This is a genomic window from Micromonospora sp. NPDC049101 (assembly GCF_040648675.1).
Taxonomy (GTDB): Bacteria; Actinomycetota; Actinomycetes; order Mycobacteriales; family Micromonosporaceae; genus Micromonospora.
In genome coordinates, this window is sequence record NZ_JBEZED010000001.1 from 70,028 (window position 1) to 93,022 (window position 22,995).

Sequence of the window (22,995 nt, forward strand, 5' to 3'; positions counted from 1 at the left end):
AACGATCAGCAAGCGACGTCGCGATGTCGTACCGGCTGACGGCGTGGCGGCGGGCATATCGATCACTGGTTGTCAGCGTGAAACGCAGATCCGTGACCATGGAGTGGCGCCATGACGGACGCCCCTGGTCGCCGCGCTGCAGGACGAAGCGCCAGTCAATTCCGCCGCCGCGCTGACGCCGTCCGGCCCACTCGTCGAACAGCGCGACGCGCCCCGACTGATCGTGGCCCTGCGCCCGCCCGCCCGCCCCATTTCATGATCAGGTGATGAAAAGTAGGTCTGGGGCGCCTCTGAGACCTACTTTTCATCACCTGATCATGGCGAGCAGGAGCGTGCGGCGAGGATGGCGAGGGTTTCCCGGCGCACCTGATCCGGGTCCGCGATGAGCCGGCGATGCGTGAACCGGACGACGAGGATCCCGATGGTCGCCAGAAGAGCGTCGCGGCGGAGGTCGATCTCCCGCTCGGCCGGATCGCCATGGCTGGTGGCACCATCCAGCTCGATGTCGACCCGCTCCGCCTCGGCGAACATGTCGAGATAGATGGTTCGGGCCCCGACCCGCACCCGTGCCTGCCGGGTGAACGTCGGCATTCCCGGGCCGGTGAAGACGTGGTCGTGGCCCCAGATCTCCAGTGGGCTGCGGCATCCGGCGGCGAGCCGGTCGAGCAGACTTCGCAACGTCCCGCGGTCGTTGATCGTCGGCACCTCGGCAAGAGCGGCGACGAGGCGCTGCGCTGTGGTGAGCCGGTCATTGACCACGCGGATGAGCGGGCCAGATCGGTCGACCGGTTGGAGCAGCGGCCAACAGTCCACCAGAGTCCGGTCCAGCCGGGTGACCGGCATTCCCGTCCGAGTCACCACCTGCGGCGGAGCGATCGCGAAGTCGCTGCGATGGCGTACCGCGAGGTGTGGCCGATTCCGCAGGCCTGACCCTCTGGGCAGGTCGAGCTGAACCGGCTCTGCGGGTGGCTGGCGGCGTAGGCCCCACACGTCGAGGGCGGTGAGGCGACTGAGCGCCGCTCGCCCACCGCCATACGCCAGCGCCGCCCGCCGGGCCAGCTCGGGCTCGACACGGGCCAGCACCGGCAGGTCGGCGTCCCCATCGCCGATCAGCTCAACGTCGACGTAGATCCCGGGCAGCACCGGAACCAACCGACCCGCACGCCCGGCGGCCTGGATCGTCCAGGCCGGCGCCTCGCGCAGCAAGTCCTGTCGGGTGACCACGCCACCATGGCGTACGAGCAGGGATTGCAACCTAGGGTCCACCCGTCCACCCTGCCCCCGAGCACTGTCCCGTCGGGGGCCGCTGTGGACAGCGGAGGCACCTGTGGACAGGGGTCCGGGGCGCACTCAAATGTGGTATCCGCACCCGGCCAGACCCGCGGCAGCCAGCGCTGCCGTTCAAGCTGCCTTGTAGACGGTGTCGAGGTGCCATTCCAGGAACTCGGCACGTGGCCGATCATCGCGGCGCTCCGGCAGAGCGATCTGCTCACCCGCCTTGGCATAGAACTGGTCGCCGTTGCCGAACTCGCTCCGAAGCCGAGGACTGACCAGAAGACGATGCTTCGGATCAACGCCCAGGTAGCCGCGATCGAAGAGAATGTGTACGTCGGATTTGAGCAGGAGGCCATTGTCCAGCCGGTGCTCGCCACCCAGAGGGAGCGGACGGATGTGCGCGGCCTGTAGCACCGGCTGAACCTTGTTGCCGGTGATGGCGCAGCGCCGGCCGTAGGCTCCCAGGACGACCGCCTTGAAGGATTGTTGTCCGAGCCGTTGGGGCACCAGTCGCGGATCGCCGTAGACCGGGCCAGGACGATGCCACGGCCCGCTCAGGTCTACCTCCGCCGTCGAGACTCACCAGATGTGCCGCGCGGTACTCCCGCTGGGCTTGAAGCCTCCTCAACTGGTCGAGAGGTCTCGGCTCGCCGCCAGGTCCGCCAATTCACCGTTTGTCATTTGGGGCACGGGCGGGATCGGAAGGCTGGGCGGGGCGGCACGGTCATGGTTCAACTAGACGGGCTCAGCCGATTCGGCGCTGACCCGACCTCCGCAGAAGACCTGCCGCCTTGGCCGTCGAGTCACGACCTACGGTTCACGCATCCAGGTCTTCGGATCGGTCACGAAGACGCCCTTGCCCTGCTGCCGCCGGATCACGCGTAGCGCTTCGAGTCGGACGTAGGCCAGTTGCACGGTCCCATAGCTGACGCCGTAGTCGGCGCGCGTCTCGGCGACCGACGGCAACCGCTCGCCGGGCTCCAACTTCCCTGACCTCACGTTCGCCATCACGTCGTCGGCGATGCGTAGATATCCAGCTGATTCGGGCATGTCACTCCTCGCGTGGCAACCCGAATTCGATCACAGCTCGAATGTCTTAACAACGTTCTTTGACTTCCCTGTGTTCCCTAGTTATGTTGGGCAGGGCCGATCCTCGCGTGGCAACGAGTTCGGTTCATCCCCTGGTCGGGGCGGGTGTGTGCCCGTCCCGACCCAACACCGGACCGCTCTGCTGTCGTACCGCTGAATGGGGCTGCGACGGCGGAGCGGGCGGCCCGCCCTTCCACACCCACCGCAGGGACCTTCCGCGCTCCCGCCTGCCCTCAGAGAGGACCGTCGTGGCTCAGGTGTATCGAGGTGGTCAGCCCTACCCCGCCGGCCACCCGTCCCGGTTGACGCCGCACGAGGTGCGGACCCGCGAGTTCGCCGCGCGCCGGCGCGGCGTCGACCACGATGAGGTACGCGAGTTCCAGGCCCGGGTGGCCGACGAGTTGGCCATGCTCAACGAGACGGTACGGCTGCTCAGCCAGGAGAACGACCGGATCAGGCGGGCGCTGCGTGACTGGCAGATCATGCACGCGCAGGAGTGCCCGCCAGCCCAGGAGCACCACCCGAACTCCGGCCACTGGTGACCGCGCGCCCCACCCCCGGCGACCTGCTTGTCATCGACGGCCGAGCCTCGGTGCAGTTCGCCGGCGATCGCGCCCTGACCTTCCGCGTCGGCTCAGTGTCCGACCAGCCGACCTACCAGGGGTGGATCTGGCTGACCGGCTATGTCATCAACCGACGAGGCGACGCGACCGCCAGACGGGAGATCTTCGTCCAACTCGCCGGACTCCGCCCCGCTCCCGTGCTCGCTCCACCGAATCGAGGCGGGCGGGGCCTCCGACCCCGAGTCGCTCCTTGACCGACACCATCCATGTGCTTCACGGCCACTCACCGACGCTTCAACAGAGGTTGTCACGAGGCAGTTGCTGGGCCCTTCCGCTGCCACCACGCCTCGAACAGGGTGACCACCTGCGCCTTGACCTCATCCGCAACGAGCCCTCGAGCGTCACCCATGAGCGGCACGACGGCGTGCTGGTAGACGTCCCGGTGCCGTTCGACCGACGGGCAGGCGAACACGGCCAACATCCGCAGGACGCGCACGGTGCCGGCACCCAGAAGGGGAAAGTGAGCGTCGACCAGCCGCGCCAGGGCCGCCCACACCTTGTCGACAACGATGCCGGCGACGGCGTCCTTCACCTGCTGTGGGATGCGGGACCTGAGGTGATTCGACAACGCATCCTGGACGGCCCGCTTCGCCGCGTCGGTGAGGATACCGATGGTCTTGTTAGCCTTCTCGATCAATTGGATCAGCGCGACCAGCAGGTTGCACCAGCAGTGATTGGCGAGCCCCTTCTTGATCTCCCGGGCGGTCTGCTTGTTCTGGACGAGGCTCTCGATGCCCTCCGAAATCTCGCCCCACGGATCAGCCATGATCGAATCGGCGAGGATGTTCATCCGCCCGTTGTCGAATGCCACCGCCTCCCGGTCGCCGACGTCGAAGTTACGCGGCAGCGGCGCGTCGCCCTTGGGGCGCGGGTCCGCTACCCACAGGTGATCGGCAAGGTCCAGACGGGCGAGGTCGAGGGACTTGCGCCGATTCTTGGCGTTGAATTTCGGCGCCCCATTGCGATCCTTGCCGATGTCCCTCTTGAGCGCGCTTCGCCGCTCGCCACGCACGGCTGGGGGCTCGACGGCGAGCGTTGCCCACCCATCCCAGCCGTGCAGGGAGCCGCCGCAGCGAGAGCACGTGCAGCCCGGGTTCTGGGCGTTGGCGCAGTTTGCAGGGTGCGTGTTCACAGCCATCCGCAGTCCGCCGATCGGCTCGCCGTCGCTTGGGGTGAAGCACCAATAACCCTAAGTATCTGGCTGGGCGCTGCCAATCGGGTCCTGTCGCTGAAGATCCGGCATTCCGCCGCGTCAACGAGATTCTTTAGCTGCCAGACGGATGCGCGGGCCGCCTATATCTATTGATGGTGTCAGATTTCTGATGGACGTGGCCGAAACGATCTGCAGTCCCGATGCCGAAGATGTCCCGCACGGGCAGCTCCTCGATCAGCTGGCACACACCCCGCAGGCCCTGAGACAGCCTGGTCGGTGTGTTCCCTCTGGGTCTAACCGCCGAAGCTCAGCGCCTGCCGCAGGTCCCTGCCCAGGCTCTCGTTGTACTGCGGATCGGGCTCAGCCCCGGAAGCACTGAGGACGGTGCTGAAGAAGCATCTGGCGCCAACGGCGAGGATCACGCGGAAGACATCCGTGTCATCGAGACCGTGACCACGCAGACCCACGACGTCGGCCTCGGTGACGGAGTTCGCATCTGCCGCGACCTTCCCGGCGAAGTTGACGACTGCGACCTCCTGCGCGGAGAGACCGGCGCTGCCGTGGTCTGACGCGATGGCGGCGACGGTCGACGCGTCGAAGAACCTGTCGCGGAGGACCTTTCCGTGTGCCAGGCCGCAGTAGGAGGATTTCAGGGCCCGGGCGGCGGCGAGGGTCACCAACTCATAGCGGCGCAGCTCCATCTCTGCCTTCACCGCACCGTTGAGCTGCTGCCATGCCAGGTACGCCGCCGGGCTGTGCGCGAACAACCTGGTGTAGTTGGGCAGGTAGCCCATCGCCTTCGTGTCGGTGTCGAACATCCGCTCGGTGTCCGGCGACTGCTCTGCCTGCTGCAGGAAACTCATCCGACTCCTCCCCATGCTTGGCCACGGACGGTACGCCGTTGGGGACTGCGGACGCTGTCGGGAAATCAGCCGGCGTCGTCCTCGCTGACCTCCAGCGCCACCAGCAGCCGGTCGCCGCGCTGGTGGGGCGTGCCGTGCTCAGTTGCGCGCCGCCGGGATCCGTCCCTCGGCGGGACGCCGAAACTGCTCGACGGTCCCGCCGCGTACGCCGAGGCCGCCGCGGGCGGCCTGGTAGAAGTCGTCGCGGCCTTCGTCGGCCTGACGGATCATGGCGGCCAGGTCGGCCGGTGGGTCCGGCAGGCTCCGCGCCGCCTGCTCCAGCCTCCGCACGGCGGAGCGCCAGGTGGAGGCTGCCCGTACCGTGGCCGCGTCACCGAGCAGCAGGACTGCCTCCCAGGTCAGGGTATGACGCAGGTCCGCCTCGGCCAGCCGGGCCATCCCGTCCTCGCGGTCCAGGGCGGGGGTACGGGAGCCGGGGCGGTGACCGCTCAGCATCCCCAGGGAGACCAGGTGGATCTCCTTCACCGCACGGGTGAAATCGGCGTACGCGTCCAGCCGCCGCTCGTCCCAGCGGACCCCCTGGTTACGTCGCCATCGGCCCCGCTCCGTCACCGCCGTGGCGACCATCGTGCCGATGGTGCCGACCAGCACGCCGAGCAGGGCGGGCAACTGCGTCAGAACGCTATCCATGTGCTGAGCCTGTCATCTCGCCGCCTGACTGGTCTCGCCGTACTCGCCGCGGATGGGTAGGTAGTAGGCGGGGAGGAATCCGGCGATGATGGCGACGCCCGCGATCGGCACGAACGCGCCGACGAGGATGCCGGAACCGATCCAGATCAGCGCGAGCGCGAATCGGCGGCCGATGGCCCGGACGCCGAAGGCGCCGAGGCTGGAGTCCAGCAGTGTGGCGCGGCGGAGGTAGAACCAGATGACGTTGAACAGGGCCGCTGCCATCCACAGGGTGCTGCCGTAGACGAGGACCGCGATGCGCAGGCCCTGCTCCGCGCGGAGAGCGCCGGCGAGGAGGGACGTGGAGAACGGCAGGAACGCGATGACCATCAGGAGCAGCGTGTTGAGGAAGAGGATTCCCCGGTCGACGTGTCGGACGCGGTCGAACATGACGTGGTGGTTGACCCACACCTGCCCGATGAGCAGGAAGCTCAGCGCGTAGGCCAGGTACGACGACCACAGTGCCCCGAGGCCCCGCAGAAGGTGCCCGAAGTCCGGTGGCGGTTGGATCTCCAGGACGAGCAGCGTCACGGCGATGGCGAAGACACCGTCACTGAAGGACACCAGCCGACCCGGCTGACGGGTCAGTGGTGACGTACCCCTCTGGGCGTTCATGCACCAATCATGCTATATGCCGTTTTCGCCCCGCACGATGCGATCGAGGACGATCCGATCCAGTTGTCGGTGACAAGCCCGCAGTTGCCTCCCGCGACCGGACACCGCCTTACATCTGGAGGGCAGGGCCGAAGCACGGCGCGCTCAACGACACTCGTCTGCCGTGAGCCGTTCGCCGGACGGTCAGGGCCGCATCCGTTTCCGCGTGCCTCGGATCAGCAGTTCGACGAGTTTCGCGAGCCCGGCGGCGCCGTACGTGTCGTGCGCCTGTCGGACGGTCTTCAGCAGAGGGGCTGCGCGGTCGAGTGTCACGCCTTCCCGGGCGAGCACGTAGTAGAGCGCCAGCATGGCCGAGCGGGCGTTGCCGTCGTCGAACGGGTGGAAGAACGCCACGTCGAGATAGACCCGCGCGGCTCGGGAGGGCAGGGGCAGGTCGTCCTCCGTCGCCTCGAGCAGGCACGCCTCGAACCGGCGGGGAAGGTCGGCATGCCAGTAGTAGCGTTCACGGCCGCCCTTGGCCCAGGCCGGGCCATCGCGGAACGCGGGCTCCGGCACACCGAGTAGCGTGCCCTGCCACTGCGCGAGCAGGGCGAAGGTGAGCGGTCCACCCGCAGCCGCCGCCCACCCCGCCTGGTCGACCGCGGCGGCAAGCTGTGGGCCGTCCGTCGGACGGTTGGCCGCGTGCTCGGCGATGGCGTCCTCGCCCGTACCGACGGGGCCGGACACGGGCTCGGACGCGGTGCCCCAGTCGACCCGGGCACGAACGGCCTGCCACGTCTCCAGGTCGTCGGGGCGCCTACCCTCGGGGCTGCGCTCGTCTCGACCTCGCGTCGGCCGCGTGGCAGTCCGTGACGATGGCCAACCCTGCGGCCAGGTGTCGGGCCACTCGTCGGTGGCGTGGACGGAGGAAGGGGACAGGTCGACGCCGGACTGCGCGACCAGCTGCTGTGCCAGGCGCTCCGCGACATCGGCGACATCGGCGGCAGACGGCTGCACCCAGCTGCGGAATCGTCCGCCGATGGCGTCGTCGATCAGGGTCGAGTGGCGGTCCTCGGGCAGACCGGCTGCGACGAGAAACCAGGAGAGGACCTGCTTGCAGTGGCCGTACCAGCCGCTGTCGCTGCTTGTCCGGCCCACGGTCAGGTTCACGAGCTGGGCGACCGCGACTTCCCAGGCCACGACGAGGGCATCGGGTGATTCGTCGGGATCGGGCAGTGGCAGGAAACGCTCGAAGCGTTCGGCCAGATCCTCCAGCCAGGCTCGCCACTGGACCAGCGAGCCGGCGACGAGGGCCAGGGTCTCCTCCGGTGAGCTGATCGAGTGGGACACGCAGCACCATTCGGTGCCCGGACCACCGTCGTAGTCGCCCTCGCCCTGGGAGCAACACCAGCCGCTGGCCCACCGTCCGTAGTGGTCGACGAGGGCGTGACTCACCGTCTCCCGCCACCGCTCGGCATCGCTGCGGCCGATGGACACAGACCCTTCCCAACGCGGCGTCGGTGGCACCGGAGGCCCGAGGCCACGCACCACATCGAGCACGTCGGTCGGGTCGAACGGGTGTCGCGCGGGGTCGACCTCCGGCCAGGTGAGCGAGTGCGGGGAGATTCGCTTCCACGTTTCGTCAGCCGTCATCGACGGTTATCCTGCCACCGGGCGTCGCGCCGCTATCCGCCGCTCTGCATCAGTGCGGCCCGCCCGCCGCGATGGACTCTGGCGTGGGTCGTCCCGTCCAGGCCCACATCTCCAGCGCGCGCCGGTCGACGAGCGTGATGTCGAGCTGTCGGGCGATCTGGATGCCGTCGCCTGCGGTGAAGAAGCTGTTCGTCACGAGCAGGCAGATCTCGCCACGGTGGATGTCCCGGCAGGTGCCGGCGAACCGCTGGATGGCGGCGCTGCCCACCCGGTTGCTGATGCTCTGCCGCTTGCACTGCGCCACGACGCGTCGGCCGTCCGGTGCGATGGCCGTGACGTCGGCTCCCCGGTCACCGGAGCCGCCGCACACCTGCACGTTCCGAAAACCGGACGCGACCAGGATCCGCGCGAACCACTGCTCGAACTCGGGCCCGCTCATCGCATCGGTCACCGCGATCAGCATGTCCCGCTCAGCCTGGTCGGCCCGCTCCCGGGCACGCTGCTTCGACGCGATGAGACTGACGGTGGTCGCCCCTGCCACGACGAGGCTCAGCACGAGGACGGTCCAGTATGGATGCCGCTGGACGACGTCGATGACCATGCGCACGAGCACGAAACCGACGACAGCGCACAGCACCAGAAACCAGCCGTTGGCCGACCTACTGCCACCGGACAGGCGGCGGACCGTCGATCGACGCCGGACACTGCCGGTGCGCCGCCGTCGGTAGTGGGCCCGGACCCGGGCTCCGCCCCTCCTGGTGTGTGATCTGACGTACGGCACGAGGCACCTCCTCGTTCGCGGAAGCCTCAGTCTCGCGGCAGCCTCCGACAAACCGCGTGCATGCCCGTCAAAAGTGTCCGGTACCCGTCACTCCCAATGCCGCTCCCCCGAACCGGCCACGCGGCCAGGGTGGCGTAGCGGCGTGCGCTCAAGGAACGCCGCGCTGGTCGAACTGACGCTGCACGAAATGCGCGACGCGCGGTCGCACCCGCTGGTAATCCGGTCCCACTTCGATAGCATCGGCCTGTACCTGTGCTTTTACGGCCATTGATCCGCTTGGTGCCGCCGATACCCTGCAAGTGCCGAAGCAGGGTCGGGCCTAAGGCGGGTACTGCATGCTGGCGACGTCGAGAAGAGTCAAGACGACCATGAGCATCTGGCGTCGCGGCCTGTGGCGGTACCGACTCACCACTGCCAGTGTCGTCCTTGCTGCCTTCGGCACCTCAACCGCGTTGAACAGCCCGCCCGTGGTCCTGAGCGTCGTGGCCGCCGCGGCGGGGGCTCTGGTGTCCACGCTTGAGATTCGCGCCAACCGGCGGCGGGCCAGGACCGTACGTTTCCAACCACGCGACGCCGACACGTACCGGGACATCGCCGAGCACGCGAGCGACCTGGGCCGGGTGTTGGAGAGCGCACGCAACATCGGCATCGTGATGACCGACGCGAGCGTTCGACTGCGACAGCAAGCCGTTGCGGTCGATCCCGTGATCAGCGAGTACGTCCTGCACCGCGATCTGAAGCCCTGGTCATTCGACTTTCTGGCCCGGCAGGCGCGCAGAGCGGTGATGCACAACGCGGCGGTGCTGGGGCTCGGCTCGGACCTGCCCGGGGAGGGCGATGACGGGGTCGTCGTCCTGCAGAGCGCCCACTACTTCGACTTCTTCTGCAGCAACGTGCTCGTTCCCTATGACGTGTGCGAGGTGGGACGGCGCAACCTGGCACTGCGCGGACGTGACCTCATCGTGGACCGCCACGGCCGACTGCGGACGTTCAGAAACAGCCGGCTGGCCAACATCATCGGTGTCTCCACGCTGGCCTTCACCTCCGACGGGCAATTGCTCCTGGTCGCCCAGACCAAGGACAACGTGGGCAGCCCGGGACTTCTCGCGCCCTCCGGCTCGGGTTCACTCGAACCGCAGGACGTGTCACCACAGTCGACACCGACTCTTCAGGAGATCATTCGTACCGGCGCGGAACGTGAGCTGCGGGAGGAATGCCACATCAACCCGTCCGAGATCGAGGGCAGCGACCTTCTGGGTTACGGCCGCTGGCTCAGTCGTGGTGCCACGCCCGAATTCTGCGCTGTCACCTTCCTGAACGTCGCCGGCGACCAACTGGTCGCCCGGGCCGTCCGCCGAACGGAGCGGCCCTACGTGGGGGAAGTCATGGCTGTCGACCTCACTCCGGCCTCCGGCTGGGACCTCCACCATCCGCTGGGGATCCTGCCTCCGGACATCCGGCACGCGGCGTCCTGGCCCCTGGCCTTCGCGCTGTCCTGTCTTGCCGAACGAATGGGCGACGACTCGTGGCCGGCAGGGAAGGAGTTGGCCGCTCGTCTGGATCAGTAGACCTGCCGGTCAGGGTATGACCGCGCGCGGTGCCGGCTACGCGGCCAGGGTGGCGTAGCGGCCGTTGCGGTTCAGCAGGCTGTCGTGGGTGCCGGACTCGACGATCCGGCCGTGGTCGAGCACGGCGATCTGGTCGGCGTCGCGCACTGTGGACAACCGGTGGGCGATGGTGATCGTGGTCCGCCCCTCGGCGAGCGCGTCGAACGCCCGCTGCACGGCCCGCTCGGTCTCGGTGTCCAGCGCGCTGGTGGCCTCGTCGAGGACCAGGACGCGCGGGTCGCGCAGCAGCGTGCGGGCGATGGCGAGCCGTTGCTTCTCGCCGCCGGAGAACCGGTGGCCACGCGAGCCGACCATGGTGTCGTACCCGTCGGGCAGCCCGGCGATCAGGTCGTGGATCTGGGCGGCGCGGGCGGCGTCCTCGATCTCGGTGTCGGTGGCGCCCGGCCGGGCGTAGCGCAGGTTCTCCCGCACGGTGGTGTGCAGCAGGTACGTCTCCTGGCTGACCACTCCGACGATCGCGGCCAGGTCGGCCAGGCGCAGGTCGCGCAGGTCGACGCCGTCGACGGTGACCCGGCCGGCGGTCGGGTCGTGCAGGCGGCTGACCAGGCCGGCGAGCGTGCTCTTGCCGGAGCCGGTCTCGCCGACCAGGGCGAGACTGGTGCCGGCGGGCACGTCGAGGGTGATCCCGGCGAGGGCTGCGGTGTCGCTGCCCGGGTAGCCGAAGGTGACGTCCTGAAGGCGCAGGTGCCCGCGTACCCGGCTGGGGTCGAGGTGGACCGGCTCGGCGGGGTCGGCCACGTCGACGGGCAGGTCGAGGTATTCGAAGATCCGGGCGAAGAGCGCCAGTGACGCGGTGAGCGAGACGCCCACGTTGAGCAGGCCCATCAGCGGCCGGAACAGGCCGCCCTGCAGGGCGGTGAAGGCGACCAGGGTGCCGATGCTCAGCGTACCGGCGGTGCCGGGCAGGCCGGCGGCGAGGTAGATGACCGCCGGTACGGCGGCGAAGATGATGCTCATCGAGGCCATCCGCCAGCGGCCGGCCAACTCGCTGCGCAGCTCCAGGTCGACGAGTCGCTCCGAGGAGGCGGTGAACCTGTCGATCAGCGCGGGGCCGGTGCCGAGGGTCTTGGCCAGTTGCACGCCGCTGATCGACAGGCCCTCCTCGACTGTGACGTTGAGGTCGGCGAGTTCGCGTTGCCGCTGGGCGGTGATCTCGCGGCGCATCCGGGCGACCCGGCGGGTCAGCCAGATGGCCGGCGGCAGCACCACGAGCGAGACGAGGGAGAGCTGCCAGGAGAGTGCGACCATGGCGACGGCGGTGGCGACCACCGTGGTGAGGTTGGCCGCGACGGCGGTGGCGGTGGAGGTGACGACCGACTGCATACCGCCGATGTCGTTGGTGATCCGGGACTGCACCTCGCCGGTGCGGGTGCGGGTGAAGAAGCCCAGCGACTGTCGCTGGAGGTGGCTGAAGACGTCGGTGCGCAGCCGGTGCATGACCCGCTGCCCGACCTGGGTGGAGATCCAGGTCTGCACGACGCCGAGGGCGGAGGTCACGGCCGCGACGGCGACCATGCCGAGGACCAGCCAGACCAGCAGGGTCACGTCGCCCTGCGGCAGGGCGCGGTCGATCACGGTACGCAGGAGGAACGGGGTCGCCATCGCGATGATCGAGGAGAGCACGATGATCATGGTGACCACGGCCAGCGCGGGCCGGTGGGGGGTGAACAGGCGGCCGATGCGGCGCAGTGACACCTGGCGGGCCTGCGTCTTCTCTTCGGCGCTGAGGGTGCGGTGGCCGCGGTCGCGGCCCTTCGGGGTGGGTTCCAAGGGGCACTGCCTTTCGCTCGGATATGCTGAGGTTACCTCAACATGAGGGAACAACCGCATCGACTGCTACGGTATTCCGGTGACCGAGGACACCACCGGGACTGGCGACGACGACAGCCTGGCCGAGACGTTCTGGGCGGTGGCGTCCCGTTTGCGCCGACAGACCAAGGAGTCGTTGACCCCCTGGGACATCACGCCCAGCCAGTCCCGAGCCCTCGGTGTGCTGGGCCGACACGGCGAGGTACGCCCCGGCACCCTCGCCGAGCACCTGCGCATCGCGGCCCGCTCGGCGACCGAGGTCGTCGACGACCTGCAGGCCCGTGGGCTTGTCGAACGCCGACCCGACCCGGCCGACCGGCGGGCGACCCTGGTCGCCCTCACCGAGGAGGGCAAGCGCGTCGGCGCCGCCATCCGGACCGCCCGCCGAGCCGAGGCCGACCGCTTCTTCGGCCACCTCAACGACACCGACCGCGCCGAGTTGGCCCGCATCCTGCGTACCCTGCGCGCCTGACCGACGGCGGCCCGCCCGCCACGCGGCGGGTTTGCTCACCTCGCGCACGGGTAGCCAGCGGCCCCGTCCGGTCGGCGGGACCGGCCGTCACCGGCCGGGGGCGAGGTGACAGGAGGACGCTCGTGCCGCTGGTGCCACACCCGCACAACCGCCCCGGCTGATGTGCGGGATCAGCGGGGAGGCGCGCTTCGACGGTCGGTCACCCGACGCGGCGGCGGTCACCCGGATGACCGAGGCGATGCGCTCGCGCGGCCCGGACGACGAGGGCCTGCGCGCCGAGGGCTGGGTGACCCTCGGGCACCGGCGGCTGACCATCATCGACCTGTCCGACGCCGGCGGGCAGCCGATGGTGCGCGACGACCTGGGCCTGGCCCTGGTCTTCAACGGCTGCATCTACAACTACCCGCAGCTGCGCGAGGAGCTACGCAACGCCGGATACCGGTTTCACTCCACCAGCGACACCGAGGTGATCCTGGTGGCGTACGCGCACTGGGGTGAGCGTTTCGTCGACCACCTGGTCGGCATGTTCGCGATCGGGCTCGTCGACCGGAACCGGCGCCGGCTGGTGCTGGCCCGCGACCGGCTCGGCATCAAACCGCTCTACCTCGCCGAGACACCCGGGCGACTCCGGTTCGCCTCCACCCTGCCCGCGCTGCTGCGAGCCGGCGACGTGGACACCGGCATCGACCCGGTGGCGCTGCACCACTACCTGTCCTGGCACTCCATCGTGCCCGCGCCGCGCACCGTGCTGCGCGGCGTGCGCAAGCTGCCGCCGGCCACCCTGCGGGTGATCGAGGCGGACGGGCGCAGCCGCGAGGAGGTCTACTGGCGACCCGACTACGTCCGCGAGCCCGCCGACGCGGGAATGGACGCCGCCGACTGGCGGGCCGCCGTCGGCGACGCGCTGCGCACGGCGGTACGCCGACGGCTGGTCGCCGACGTGCCGGTCGGTGTGCTGCTCTCCGGTGGACTGGACTCCAGCCTCATCGTCGCGCTGCTCGCCGAGGCCGGGCAGCAGCACCTGCGCACGTTCAGCATCGGTTTCGACAGCCGCGGCGACGAGTCCGGCGACGAGTTCGGCTACTCCGACCTGGTGGCCCGCGCGTACGGCACCGACCACCATCGGATCCGGCTCGCCGACGACGACCTGGTGCCCGCCGTACGCCGTGCCGTGCTGGCGATGACCGAACCGATGGGCAGCCACGACGTGGTCGCCTTCCACCTGCTGTCCGAGCAGGTGGCGCGGCACGTGAGGGTGGCCCAGTCCGGGCAGGGCGCCGACGAGGTGTTCGCCGGGTACGGCTACCACCGGCCGCTGGTCGAGGCGCCCCGGCACGGCGCCGCCGAGACGTTCGCCGCCGCGTTCTTCGACCGTGGCCACGACGAGCTGCGGGCCATCGTCGGTCCGGCGTACGCGCTGGAACACGACGCCAGCCGGGACCTGCTCACCGACCACCTGGCCGCGCCCGGGGCGCAGACCGCGCTGGACGCGGTGCTGCGCCTGGACACCCACCTGATGCTGCCGGACGACCCGGTCAAGCGGGTGGACAGCATGAGCATGGCGTGGGGCCTGGAGGTGCGTACCCCCTTTCTCGACCAGGATCTGGTCACCCTGGCCGCGCACTGCCCGCCGGAGCACAAGGTCGCCCAGGGGGGCAAGGGCGTGCTCAAGGAGGTCGCCCGGCAGGTACTGCCGGCCGAGGTGGTCGACCGCCCGAAGGGCTATTTCCCGGTGCCGGCGCTGCGCAACGTGGACGGCCCGGTGCGCGAGCTGGTCGCCGAGGCGTTGCAGGCGCCGGCCGCGCGCGAGCGGGGGCTGTTCCGACCGGGGTACGTGGCACGTCTGCTCGCCGAGCCGGACCGGGCCGAGGCGGCCGCCGGCAGCAACAAACTGTGGCAGCTCGGGCTCCTGGAGCTGTGGCTACAGACGCACGACATCCGTTGAGGCGGCGCGGCGGTCAGTTCGCCACGGTGCGGGCGACCAGGTCGTCGATGACCGCCCGCAGGTCACCGGTGCGTTCCAGCACCCGACGCTGCCGGGTCGCGCCGGTGCCGTCGCGGCGCAGTCGGGCCAGTTGCGCCAACACGTAACCGAGGTCGCCGTGGCGCAGCAGGGCCGGGGCGATCACCGCCATCAACTCGTCGACGAGCGCCCAGGCCGGTCGGCTGCCGCCGCCACGCAGGTCGATCAGCTCGCCGTCGAGGCCGTCGTGCGCGGCCCGCCAGTGCGCGGCGGCGATCAGACAGTCGCGGATGGGCGGGGCCAGCACCCCGGCGCGGACGTCGTCGGCGAGGGTGGCGACGAGAGACCGGACCAGCGCGGCGACCAACACCGTGTCGTCGACTGTCGAACCGACGTCGCCCACCCGGATCTCCACCGTCGGGTACGCCGACGACGGGCGGGCGTACCAGTAGACCATCGCCGCGTCGAGCATGATGCCGGCGGCGATCAGCTCGTCGACGGTCCGGTCGTAGTCGGCGGCCGAGTCGAAGTACGGCGTCGGCCCGATGCTGGGCCAGCGTTCCAGCTGCATCGACCGCCAGCTGGCGTGGCCGGTGTCGCGCCCGTCGTGCAGCGGCGAGTTGGTGGTGATCGCCTGCACCACCGGCAGCCACGCCCGCAGGTGGTTGCAGACCTGCACGGCCAGCTCCCGGTCGGGCAGCCCGACGTGCACGTGGCAGCCGCACACCGCCGGATCGTGCGCCACCGGGCCGTACCGGCGCGACATCGCGTGGTAGCGCGGCTCGTCGGGAACCGTCCGCTGCGGCTCGGCCAGCGGGGTGGCGCCGATCGCCACCAGCCGGGCCCCGGCCGCCGTGGCGGCCTCGGCGGCCCAGTGGCGCTGCGCCACCAGGTGCGCGCGCAGCTCGCCGAGGTCGGCGCAGACCGGCGTGACCATCTCCACCATGCTGTGCCGGAACTCCTGGCGGCTCTGGTCGCGGGCGGGGCCGCGCAGCGCGGCCCGCACCTGGTCGGCCACCGGCAGGTTGCGCCCGCTGTCCGGGTCGAGCAGCAGGAACTCCTCCTCCACGCCGAGCGTGAGGGTGGACAGGTCGGGCACGGTGTCGACGGCGGTCGGACGGTACGCCATGGCCCCTCCCTCATCTCCTGCTGCGGCTGGGTGCCTCGGGTTCCCGGCCGCCCCTGTGGCAAACGCCCCGCTCAGGGCGGTGCCAGGGCCGTCGCGCGCGCGGTGAGGAAGGCCCGTTCGGCCGCGTTGTCCGTCAGGGCGACGGCCGTCCGGTACGCCTCGACGGCCTCCCCGCCGCGACCGAGCCGGGCGAGCAGGTCGGCACGGACCACGTGATAGACGTGGTAGCCGACCAGATCGAGGCGGTCCACCTCGGCCAGCGACACTGCCGCACCGGACACCTCGGCGAGCGCGACAGCCCGGTTCAGCGCCACCACCGGGCCGGCGGCGAGCACCGTCAGCTGGTCGTACAGCGCAAGGATCTGAGCCCAGTCGGTGTCGGCGGCGCGGCGCGCGGCGCTGTGCACGGCGGCGATCGCGGCCTGGATCTGGTACGGGCCGGGCCGGTCGCGGCGCAGGCAGCGGCGGACCAGCGCCTGCCCTTCGGCGATCAGCGCGGTGTCCCACAGTTCTCGGTCCTGCCGGGACAGCGGCACGAGCTCACCGTCGGCGGTGGTCCGGGCCGGCCGGCGGGACTCGGTGAGCAGCATCAGGGCGAGCAGGCCGAGCGCCTCCGGCTCGTCCGGCATCAGCTCCACCAGCAGCCTGGTCAACCGGATCGCCTCGACGCACAGTTCGGCGCGGATCAGGTGCGGGCCGGCGCTGGCCGTGTATCCCTCGTTGAAGATCAGGTAGAGCACCGTGCGGACGCCGTGCAGCCGGTCGGGCAGGTCGGCGTCGTGGGGCACCCGGTACGGGATCCGCGCGTTGCGGATCTTCGACTTGGCGCGGACCAGCCGCTGCGCCATCGTCGGCTCGGGCACCAGGAAGGCTCGGGCGATCTCGGCGGTGCTCAGGCCGCCGAGCAGCCGCAGGGTGAGCGCGACCCGCGCGGCCGGGGCGAGCGCCGGATGGCAACAGGTGAAGATCAGCCGCAGTTGGTCGTCGCGCACGGGTCCCTCCTCGACGGGTTCGTCGGCGGCGAACAGCAGGGCCGCCTGAGCCTGCCGCTCGGCCCGGGACGCCTCGCGGCGCAGCCGGTCGATCGCCCGGTGACGGGCGGTGGTGATGATCCAGCCGGCCGGACTGGGCGGTGGGCCGGTGGTCGGCCAGCGGGCCACCGCGACGGCGAACGCGTCCTGGACGGCCTCCTCGGCGAGGTCGATGTCGCCGAGGAGACGGACCAGGACGGCGACCGCACGCCCGTACTCGGCGCGGAACACCGCCTCCACGTCGGGCACGGTCAGTCGCCGGCCCCGCCCTGGAAGGGACGCACCTCGATCGGCAGGGTGGTGGCCAGCGCGTAGCGGCGCCCCCAGTGCAGGGCGGCGTCCAGGTCCGCCACGTCGATGATGGTGATGCCGCCCAGGTGTTCCTTGCCCTCCACGAACGGCCCGTCGGTGACCAGGACCTCGCCGTCGCGGGGGCGCAGCACGGTGGCGGTCTCCGGGCCGTGCAGGCCCTGCCCGAAGACCCACGACCCGGCGGCGGCCAGTTCGTCGCGCAGCTCGCCGACCTGGCGCATCACCTCGGCCAGGAATGCCGGCTCCGGCGGTAGCTCACCCTGCGGCTGGTGAAGGCTGAGCAGGTACAGCGTCATCGTTCCTCCTCGCGGGTGGTCGGCGCGTCGCCGACCTCTCATCCTCCACACGATCGGCCGCCGCCCGATTCGACAGGCCGGCAGAAAGTTCTCGGCGGCCGGCCCGGCCCCGGTGTGGGCGCGCCCTTTGCTCTGCACCCGCGGATGCGACGCTGCCCTCTGCTCCGCACCCCGCGGACCGGACGCTGCCCCTTGCTCTGCACCCGCGGGCGCGACGGTGCCCGGGCCCGGGCCCGGGTGGTGCATCAGCGGGTGCAGAGCAAAGGACGAAGGACAGGGGGACGGCCCGCCAGTGCCGCGACCAGAGCCGGTAGTCATGCCTGCGACGGTTGTGGGTAGACCGCTGTGTGGTCGACGGCTTGCGGGTGGTCGTGGTCGGCGCCGGCTTCTCCGGTCTCGCGGCCGCGTTGGCGCTGAGCCGCGCGGGTGCCCAGGTGCGGGTGCTGGAGGCTCGCGACCGGGTGGGCGGTCGGGTGTTGACCCGTTGGCTGCCCGAGGTCACGCAGCTCGACCTGGGCGCGCAGTGGATCGGCCCGACGCAGGACCGGATGTACGCGCTGGTCGCCGAGTACGGGCTGGCCATCTTCGCCTCGGCGTCGGTCGGCGCGCCCACGCTGCTCTGGGGCGGTCAGCGCCGGGCCGAACCGCCGGCGCAGGTCGGCCGGGTGCTCGGCCTGCTCGACGAGTACGCCGCACGACTGGACCCGGCCGCACCCTGGGCGACGCCGGAGGCCGCGCGGTGGGACCGGACGACCCTCGGCGGGTGGCTCGCCACCACGGCCGCGGACGACGACACCGCCGACTACCTGGGGCGGCTACTCGCCGGCGGGCTGCTGGCCACCGGCGCCGACGAGCTGTCCCTGTTGCACCTGCTGTTCTACCTGCGCAGCGCTGGCGGGACCGGGCCGTTGCTGGGGATGGCCGGTGGCGCGCAGCAGGACCGGATCGTGGGCGGGCCGGCGGCGCTGGCCGAGCGGATGGCCGCGGCTCTGCCGCCGGGGACGCTGACGCTGGCCGCGCCGGTGCGGGCCATCGAACAGACGGTCGACGGCGCGACCGCGTGGACCGACACCGGGCGCGTCGACGGCGACGCCGTGGTGGTCGCGCTGGCCCCGGCACTGGCCGGCCGAATCCGGTACGACCCGCCGCTACCCCCGCTGCGTGACGGGCTCACCCAGCGGATGCCGATGGGGTCGGCGCTGAAGGTGCACGCCGTCTACCCGGAGCCGTTCTGGCGTGCCGACGGGCGCTCCGGGGTGGCCACCAGCAGCGTCGGTCCGCTCACCGAGACGGTCGACAACTCCACCCCGACCTCGCCGCTCGGGGTGCTGACCGGGTTCAGCTACTCCTCGGACGCCGCCGCGTTGCGCGGCATGTCCCCCGCAAGGCGCCGGCAGTGCCTCCTGGAGGCGTTCACCAGCGTGGTCGGGCCGCACGCCGAAAACCCGGTGGACCTCGTCGAGTACGACTGGTCGGCCGAGGAGTGGACCCGGGGCTGCTTCTCCGGTGTGCTCACCCCGGGCACCTGGCGGACGTACGGCCCGCACCTGCGGACGCCGGTGGGACGGGTGCACTGGGCGGGCACCGAGACGGCCACCCGCTGGAGTGGCTACCTGGAGGGCGCGGTGCGCGCCGGTGAGCGGGCGGCGGCTGAGGTACTGGCCGGTTGAGACGGACACGACCGGGGCCGGCCCGGTCTCGGCGGGACCGGGCCGGCCTCGGCCCTGGGTGTCACCCGGCCGACCCGGCCTCAACGGACCGGGCCGGCGCGGGGGCACCGGTCAGGGGTAGGTGGTCAGGTACACCGTCTGGTTGGCCGCGTTCGCGGTGCCACCGGCGTTGTTGATCACCCGGTTGATGGTGCCGACGCCACCGAGCGAGACGGTCACCATGTTCGTGAACCGCACGTTCGGGTTGGTGGGCACCTCGAAGGACCGTTCCTCGACCACCGCGGGATTGACGTTGAAGTAGCTGTAACTGCCCAGCCCGAACGCCTGGTGGCTGGTCACCGAATCGGCGACCTTGTACGCGGCGTAACCCCGCGTCGACCCGTTCATCCAGGCCGCCTGGTTCGGCACGTCGTACGGCAGCTCGTTCTGGTAGAAGTACGTCCGCCCGCCGTTGCCGTTCCAGATGGTCTGGTACTTCTGGTAGTGCTCGACGAACAGGCCGTACATGGTGACGTTGTCGCCGTTGACGGTGAGCCCGGTGTCGGCGGTGTTCAGCGTCCACCCGGTCGGCACGCCGCTGGCGGCGTGGTCGGCCCGCCACAGCCACATGTGGTCACCGATCACGTTGTCGCTGTTGACGGTCAGCGTGTTGGTGGCCCTGCCGACGTGCGGCCCACCGATGCGGAAGAACACGTCGTGCAGCGAGGTCGGGTTGCTGGCGTGGCTCGCGGACGAGCCGGACGGCCCGACCTCCATCAACACCGGCGAGTTGGTGGTGCCGGCCTCGAACATCAGGCCGGCGACCTTCACGCCGTCCACATCGGCGACCCGCATGCCCACGCTGCCGTTGTCGGCCTGGATGGTGGCCAGGCCGAGGCCGAGGATCACCGTGTCGGCCCGGTTGACCTGGATCGGCTCGGTGACGTGGTGCACGCCCGGGGTGAAGAGCAGGTGCTTGCCCTGGGCGAGGGCCGCGTTGATGGTGGCCGCGCTGGTGCCGGCCTGGACCACGAAGAACTGCGACAGCGAGATCGACGAGCCGGCGGGCGTCTTGTTGTACCAGCTGGTGCCTGTCGAGTTGGTGCGCAGCGCCGGCACGAACACGCGGTACTCGCCGGTGCCGTCGACGTAGAGGAACGGCTTCTCCCGCACCTGCGGGGTCTGCGCGATGACGGTGTGCGACGGGTTGGGGAAACTCGGCGCCGGTGCGCCGGTGACGCCCTGGAAGACCATGTTCCACACCGAGCCGGTCCAGCCGTTGCCGAACTCGCTGTTGCGGGAGTACCACTGCTGCTGCGAGCCGGAGACGACCAGCCCGTCGATGCGGGTGTCGGCCAGCAGGCCACCGCTGGACCAGCCGTCGCCGCCGTTCCACAGTTGGATCTGGTTCTGCGCGCCGCGCAGGTGCATCCGGCGGTACGGCGCCGCCTGGGACACCGCCCACCGCTCCACGGTCTGCCCGGCGGGCAGGGTGACCGACAGGTTCTCGGCGGCCCGCCAGAAGTTCTGCGTGGCGTTGCCGCCGAACCAGAACGCCTCGGTGCGGACGTGGCCGTTGAGGTTGACGTCGTCGGGGCTCAGGCCGAGGCCGGCGACCTGGGTGAAGAAGCCGAGGTTGACGTCGGCGGTGTAAGTGCCGGGCTTGAACAGCACCGCGTAGCGCTGCGGGCCGAACTGGTTGGTCTCCTGCTGGGTGAAGAGGGTGTTGAGTCGACTCTGGATGGTCGACGTCGGGGTGCTCGGGTCGAAGACGAACGTGTTCGGCCCGAGGTTGGGGTTGCGCGGGTCGGTGGGCGTCACCGGGGGTTCGTTGGTACCGCCGCCGGTCTCGCCGTAGACCTGGAACTCCCAGAGCGAGTAGCCGTAGCCGGTGCCCCGGGCGGTGCCGTACATGCGGACGTAGCGGCCGGCGCCGGAGACGGTGAGGTTCTGGGTGCCGCCGGCGCCGGTGGTGGTCGAGTAGATCGTGGTCCAGGTGGACCCGTTGTCGGAGGTCTGGAGCTGGAAGGCCCGGCCGTGGGCGGCCTCCCACAGCAGATTGACCTGGGTGATGGTGGCGCGGGCACCCAGGTCGACCTGGAGCCACTGCGGGTCGCTGAACGCGCTGGACCAGCGGGTGCCGGTGTTGCCGTCCACGGCGGCGCTGGCGGGGGTGCCGGCGTTCTCGGTGGACGAGGCGGTGGCCGTCCGACCCTGGGAGAGCAGGGTGGGCGCGGCCTGCGCGGGTGCGGTGGCACCGGTCGGGGTGAGCGCCGCGACAAGCGCCACGGTGAGTCCGACGAGCAGGTGTCGGACGGCCCGGCGGGGACGCGGGCGTACGGATGTTGCACGAGATGTCATGACATCGCCTGTCGATAGGGGGTTACGGATGCCGACGAGGGTGGGATCGGGCTCGCCCCGTGGTGCCGTGGGTGGTGCCGCCGATGCGGCGCCGCGGGCCGGAGAGCGCTCTCGTAGGAGTGTTGCGGCGAGATTGCGGCGGCGTCAAGACATCGATCTATAACTTCGTTATTTATCCCGAGGATTCTTTTTGTGTAATTCGCCGGCGCCGCTGCCGTCGTCCCGGCTCAGCGGCGGACGCCGCCCTCGGTGAGGAAGCGGGCGATCGGCAGCGTGGCGGCGCCCAGTGCCACCGCGTCCACGCCGAGGCGACACAGCTCGATCGACGCCTGCTCGAACGGCTGCCGCAGGGCCTGTCGGCCGGCGGCCTCGCGGACGGCCGGCAGCAGCTCACCCAGCGCCATGGCCGCCCAGCCGCCGAGCACCACCCGCTCCGGGTTGAACAGGTTGATCAGGTTGGCCACCCCGGCACCGAGGTAGCCGGCGGTGTCGTCCAGCACCCGCCGGGCGGTGGCCGAGGTCCCGGCGGCGGCGACCAGCGCCGCGATCTGGGACTCCTCATCCTCGCCCGGCACCTGTCGACCCCGACGCGCCTCCCGGTACCGGTCGATGATCGCCTCCGCGCCGACGTACGCCTCCAGGCAGCCGCGCGCGCCGCACCGGCAGGCCCGTCCCCCGTACACCAGGGTGGTGTGCCCCCACTCCCCCGCGCTGCTGGACGCGCCGCGGTAGGTGGCCCCGCCGGTCACCACCGACGCGCCCACGCCGGAGCCGACAAGCGCGAAGACGGCGTGTCGGGCTCCCCGGCCGGCGCCGAACCACATCTCGGCCTGGCCGAGGGTCTTCGCGCCGTTGTCGATGTGCAGCGGCAGGTCGGTGCCGGCGCTGATCAGGCGCTCCAGCGGCACCCGGTCCCAGCCGAGGGCCTGGGCGTGCACGACGGCCTCGGCGCCCTGCTCGACCACCCCGGAGACGCCGATGCCCACACCGAGCACGTCGCCGGAGGTCACGCCGGCCTGCCCGGTCACCGCGTCGATGCCGGCGAGCACGTGCCCGGCCACCAGGTCGGGCTCGGTCCGGGCCGGGTCGAGCGGGTACTCGATGCTGGCCAGCAGGGTCATCGCGAAGTCGAACAGCTCCACCCGCACCCGGGTCTCGCCGACGTCCACGCCGACCACGAAGGCAAAGCGGGGTGCGATCCGCAGCAGCATGCTGGGTCGTCCGCCGTCGGACTCGGCGGCCCCGGCCTCGGCGACCAGCCCCTCGTCGATCAGGTCGGCCACCACGTTGCTGACCGCCGGCTGGCTCAGCCCGGTGCTGCGCACCAGGTCCTGGCGGGTGAGCGGACCGTCGAGGAAGAGCCTGGTCAGCAGGGCGGACCGGTTGCGCAGCCGCACGCTGCGGTTGGTGGCACGCGCCAGCTCCACTCGTCACCTCGTTCCCGTCGGTCGTTCGAGGCGACTGTAACCGCCTCGTGCTTGACGACCCACCAGCCAACCACTTTAATGACGACATAAATTAAGCCGTGATGTAACTCCCGGGAAACGCCGACGGACCCCGACGGCGCACCCCCGAACCCTGTCCG

General features: G+C 70.7%; 21 protein-coding genes. 6 read left to right on the top strand and 15 right to left on the bottom strand.

The features are described from left to right. Positions 1 to 315: 315 nt before the first annotated feature. The 3 genes from AB0B57_RS00325 to AB0B57_RS00335 all read right to left on the bottom strand — a co-directional run bounded on the left by AB0B57_RS00325 (position 316) and on the right by AB0B57_RS00335 (position 2,325). Positions 316 to 1,266, bottom strand: coding sequence for a DUF559 domain-containing protein (locus AB0B57_RS00325; protein ID WP_357063314.1), 951 nt, complete (start codon positions 1,264 to 1,266; stop codon positions 316 to 318). A 135-nt stretch (positions 1,267 to 1,401) separates the two neighbouring features. After that, the gene (locus AB0B57_RS00330; protein ID WP_357063317.1) at positions 1,402 to 1,782 is read right to left on the bottom strand and encodes an HNH endonuclease; all 381 of its coding nucleotides are present in this window, start codon (positions 1,780 to 1,782) and stop codon (positions 1,402 to 1,404) included. 303 nt (positions 1,783 to 2,085) lie between these two features. Further along, complete coding sequence (locus AB0B57_RS00335; protein ID WP_357063319.1) at positions 2,086 to 2,325, bottom strand: winged helix-turn-helix domain-containing protein; 240 nt, start codon at positions 2,323 to 2,325, stop codon at positions 2,086 to 2,088. A 287-nt stretch (positions 2,326 to 2,612) separates the two neighbouring features. Here AB0B57_RS00335 and AB0B57_RS00340 point away from each other — a divergent pair, with 287 nt between their 5' ends. Both AB0B57_RS00340 and AB0B57_RS00345 read left to right on the top strand, forming a co-directional pair. Then, positions 2,613 to 2,906, top strand: coding sequence for a DivIVA domain-containing protein (locus AB0B57_RS00340; RefSeq protein ID WP_357063321.1), 294 nt, complete (start codon positions 2,613 to 2,615; stop codon positions 2,904 to 2,906). Next, positions 2,900 to 3,181, top strand: a complete 282-nt coding sequence (locus AB0B57_RS00345; protein ID WP_357064477.1) for a hypothetical protein — start codon at positions 2,900 to 2,902, stop codon at positions 3,179 to 3,181. Before AB0B57_RS00340 ends, AB0B57_RS00345 begins: the two co-directional genes overlap by 7 nt. A 53-nt stretch (positions 3,182 to 3,234) precedes the next feature. Here AB0B57_RS00345 and AB0B57_RS00350 read toward each other — a convergent pair whose 3' ends face one another. The 6 genes from AB0B57_RS00350 to AB0B57_RS00375 all read right to left on the bottom strand — a co-directional run bounded on the left by AB0B57_RS00350 (position 3,235) and on the right by AB0B57_RS00375 (position 8,760). Then, positions 3,235 to 4,125: a hypothetical protein gene (locus tag AB0B57_RS00350; RefSeq protein ID WP_357063324.1), complete on the bottom strand. Its 891-nt coding sequence runs from the start codon at positions 4,123 to 4,125 to the stop codon at positions 3,235 to 3,237. A gap of 308 nt (positions 4,126 to 4,433) precedes the next feature. Continuing rightward, positions 4,434 to 5,003, bottom strand: coding sequence for a peroxidase (locus AB0B57_RS00355; RefSeq protein WP_357063326.1), 570 nt, complete (start codon positions 5,001 to 5,003; stop codon positions 4,434 to 4,436). 138 nt (positions 5,004 to 5,141) lie between these two features. Beyond that, entirely contained in the window at positions 5,142 to 5,693 is a 552-nt protein-coding gene (locus AB0B57_RS00360; protein WP_357063328.1) for a hypothetical protein, read from the bottom strand. Positions 5,694 to 5,705: 12 nt separating this feature from the next. Further along, positions 5,706 to 6,347 carry a TMEM175 family protein gene (locus AB0B57_RS00365; protein ID WP_357063330.1) on the bottom strand — a complete coding sequence of 214 codons (642 nt, stop codon included), beginning with the start codon at positions 6,345 to 6,347 and terminating at the stop codon, positions 5,706 to 5,708. Between the two features lie 183 nt (positions 6,348 to 6,530). Continuing rightward, positions 6,531 to 7,979, bottom strand: coding sequence for a Fic family protein (locus AB0B57_RS00370; RefSeq protein ID WP_357063333.1), 1,449 nt, complete (start codon positions 7,977 to 7,979; stop codon positions 6,531 to 6,533). A 49-nt stretch (positions 7,980 to 8,028) separates the two neighbouring features. Further along, on the bottom strand, positions 8,029 to 8,760 hold the full coding sequence (locus AB0B57_RS00375; RefSeq protein ID WP_357063336.1) for a restriction endonuclease: 732 nt from the start codon (positions 8,758 to 8,760) through the stop codon (positions 8,029 to 8,031). 368 nt (positions 8,761 to 9,128) lie between these two features. Here AB0B57_RS00375 and AB0B57_RS00380 point away from each other — a divergent pair, with 368 nt between their 5' ends. Then, positions 9,129 to 10,328 (top strand): hypothetical protein, encoded by a 1,200-nt coding sequence (locus AB0B57_RS00380; protein WP_357063339.1) that lies wholly within the window; start codon positions 9,129 to 9,131, stop codon positions 10,326 to 10,328. A 36-nt stretch (positions 10,329 to 10,364) separates the two neighbouring features. Here AB0B57_RS00380 and AB0B57_RS00385 read toward each other — a convergent pair whose 3' ends face one another. Continuing rightward, positions 10,365 to 12,158, bottom strand: coding sequence for an ABC transporter ATP-binding protein (locus tag AB0B57_RS00385; protein WP_357063342.1), 1,794 nt, complete (start codon positions 12,156 to 12,158; stop codon positions 10,365 to 10,367). Positions 12,159 to 12,237: 79 nt separating this feature from the next. Between AB0B57_RS00385 and AB0B57_RS00390 the strand changes: the two genes are divergently transcribed. Beyond that, positions 12,238 to 12,669: a MarR family transcriptional regulator gene (locus tag AB0B57_RS00390; protein ID WP_357063344.1), complete on the top strand. Its 432-nt coding sequence runs from the start codon at positions 12,238 to 12,240 to the stop codon at positions 12,667 to 12,669. A gap of 160 nt (positions 12,670 to 12,829) precedes the next feature. After that, positions 12,830 to 14,614, top strand: a complete 1,785-nt coding sequence (locus tag AB0B57_RS00395) for an N-acetylglutaminylglutamine amidotransferase (protein WP_357063346.1) — start codon at positions 12,830 to 12,832, stop codon at positions 14,612 to 14,614. 13 nt (positions 14,615 to 14,627) lie between these two features. Here AB0B57_RS00395 and AB0B57_RS00400 read toward each other — a convergent pair whose 3' ends face one another. The 3 genes from AB0B57_RS00400 to AB0B57_RS00410 all read right to left on the bottom strand — a co-directional run bounded on the left by AB0B57_RS00400 (position 14,628) and on the right by AB0B57_RS00410 (position 17,400). Further along, a complete protein-coding gene (locus AB0B57_RS00400) occupies positions 14,628 to 15,761 on the bottom strand; it encodes a glutamate--cysteine ligase (protein WP_357063349.1) in 1,134 nt (377 codons plus the stop codon). A 71-nt stretch (positions 15,762 to 15,832) separates the two neighbouring features. Further along, complete coding sequence (locus tag AB0B57_RS00405) at positions 15,833 to 17,041, bottom strand: RNA polymerase sigma factor (protein ID WP_357063351.1); 1,209 nt, start codon at positions 17,039 to 17,041, stop codon at positions 15,833 to 15,835. Between the two features lie 2 nt (positions 17,042 to 17,043). Further along, on the bottom strand, positions 17,044 to 17,400 hold the full coding sequence (locus tag AB0B57_RS00410) for a YciI family protein (RefSeq protein WP_357063353.1): 357 nt from the start codon (positions 17,398 to 17,400) through the stop codon (positions 17,044 to 17,046). 347 nt (positions 17,401 to 17,747) lie between these two features. On the opposite strand from AB0B57_RS00410, the gene AB0B57_RS00415 reads away from it, so the two are divergent. Next, entirely contained in the window at positions 17,748 to 19,070 is a 1,323-nt protein-coding gene (locus tag AB0B57_RS00415; protein ID WP_357063356.1) for an FAD-dependent oxidoreductase, read from the top strand. Positions 19,071 to 19,181: 111 nt separating this feature from the next. On the opposite strand, the gene AB0B57_RS00420 is transcribed toward AB0B57_RS00415, so the two are convergent. Continuing rightward, positions 19,182 to 21,410 (bottom strand): discoidin domain-containing protein, encoded by a 2,229-nt coding sequence (locus tag AB0B57_RS00420; RefSeq protein ID WP_357063359.1) that lies wholly within the window; start codon positions 21,408 to 21,410, stop codon positions 19,182 to 19,184. A gap of 227 nt (positions 21,411 to 21,637) precedes the next feature. Continuing rightward, complete coding sequence (locus AB0B57_RS00425) at positions 21,638 to 22,837, bottom strand: ROK family transcriptional regulator (protein ID WP_357063361.1); 1,200 nt, start codon at positions 22,835 to 22,837, stop codon at positions 21,638 to 21,640. Positions 22,838 to 22,995 lie beyond the last annotated feature (158 nt).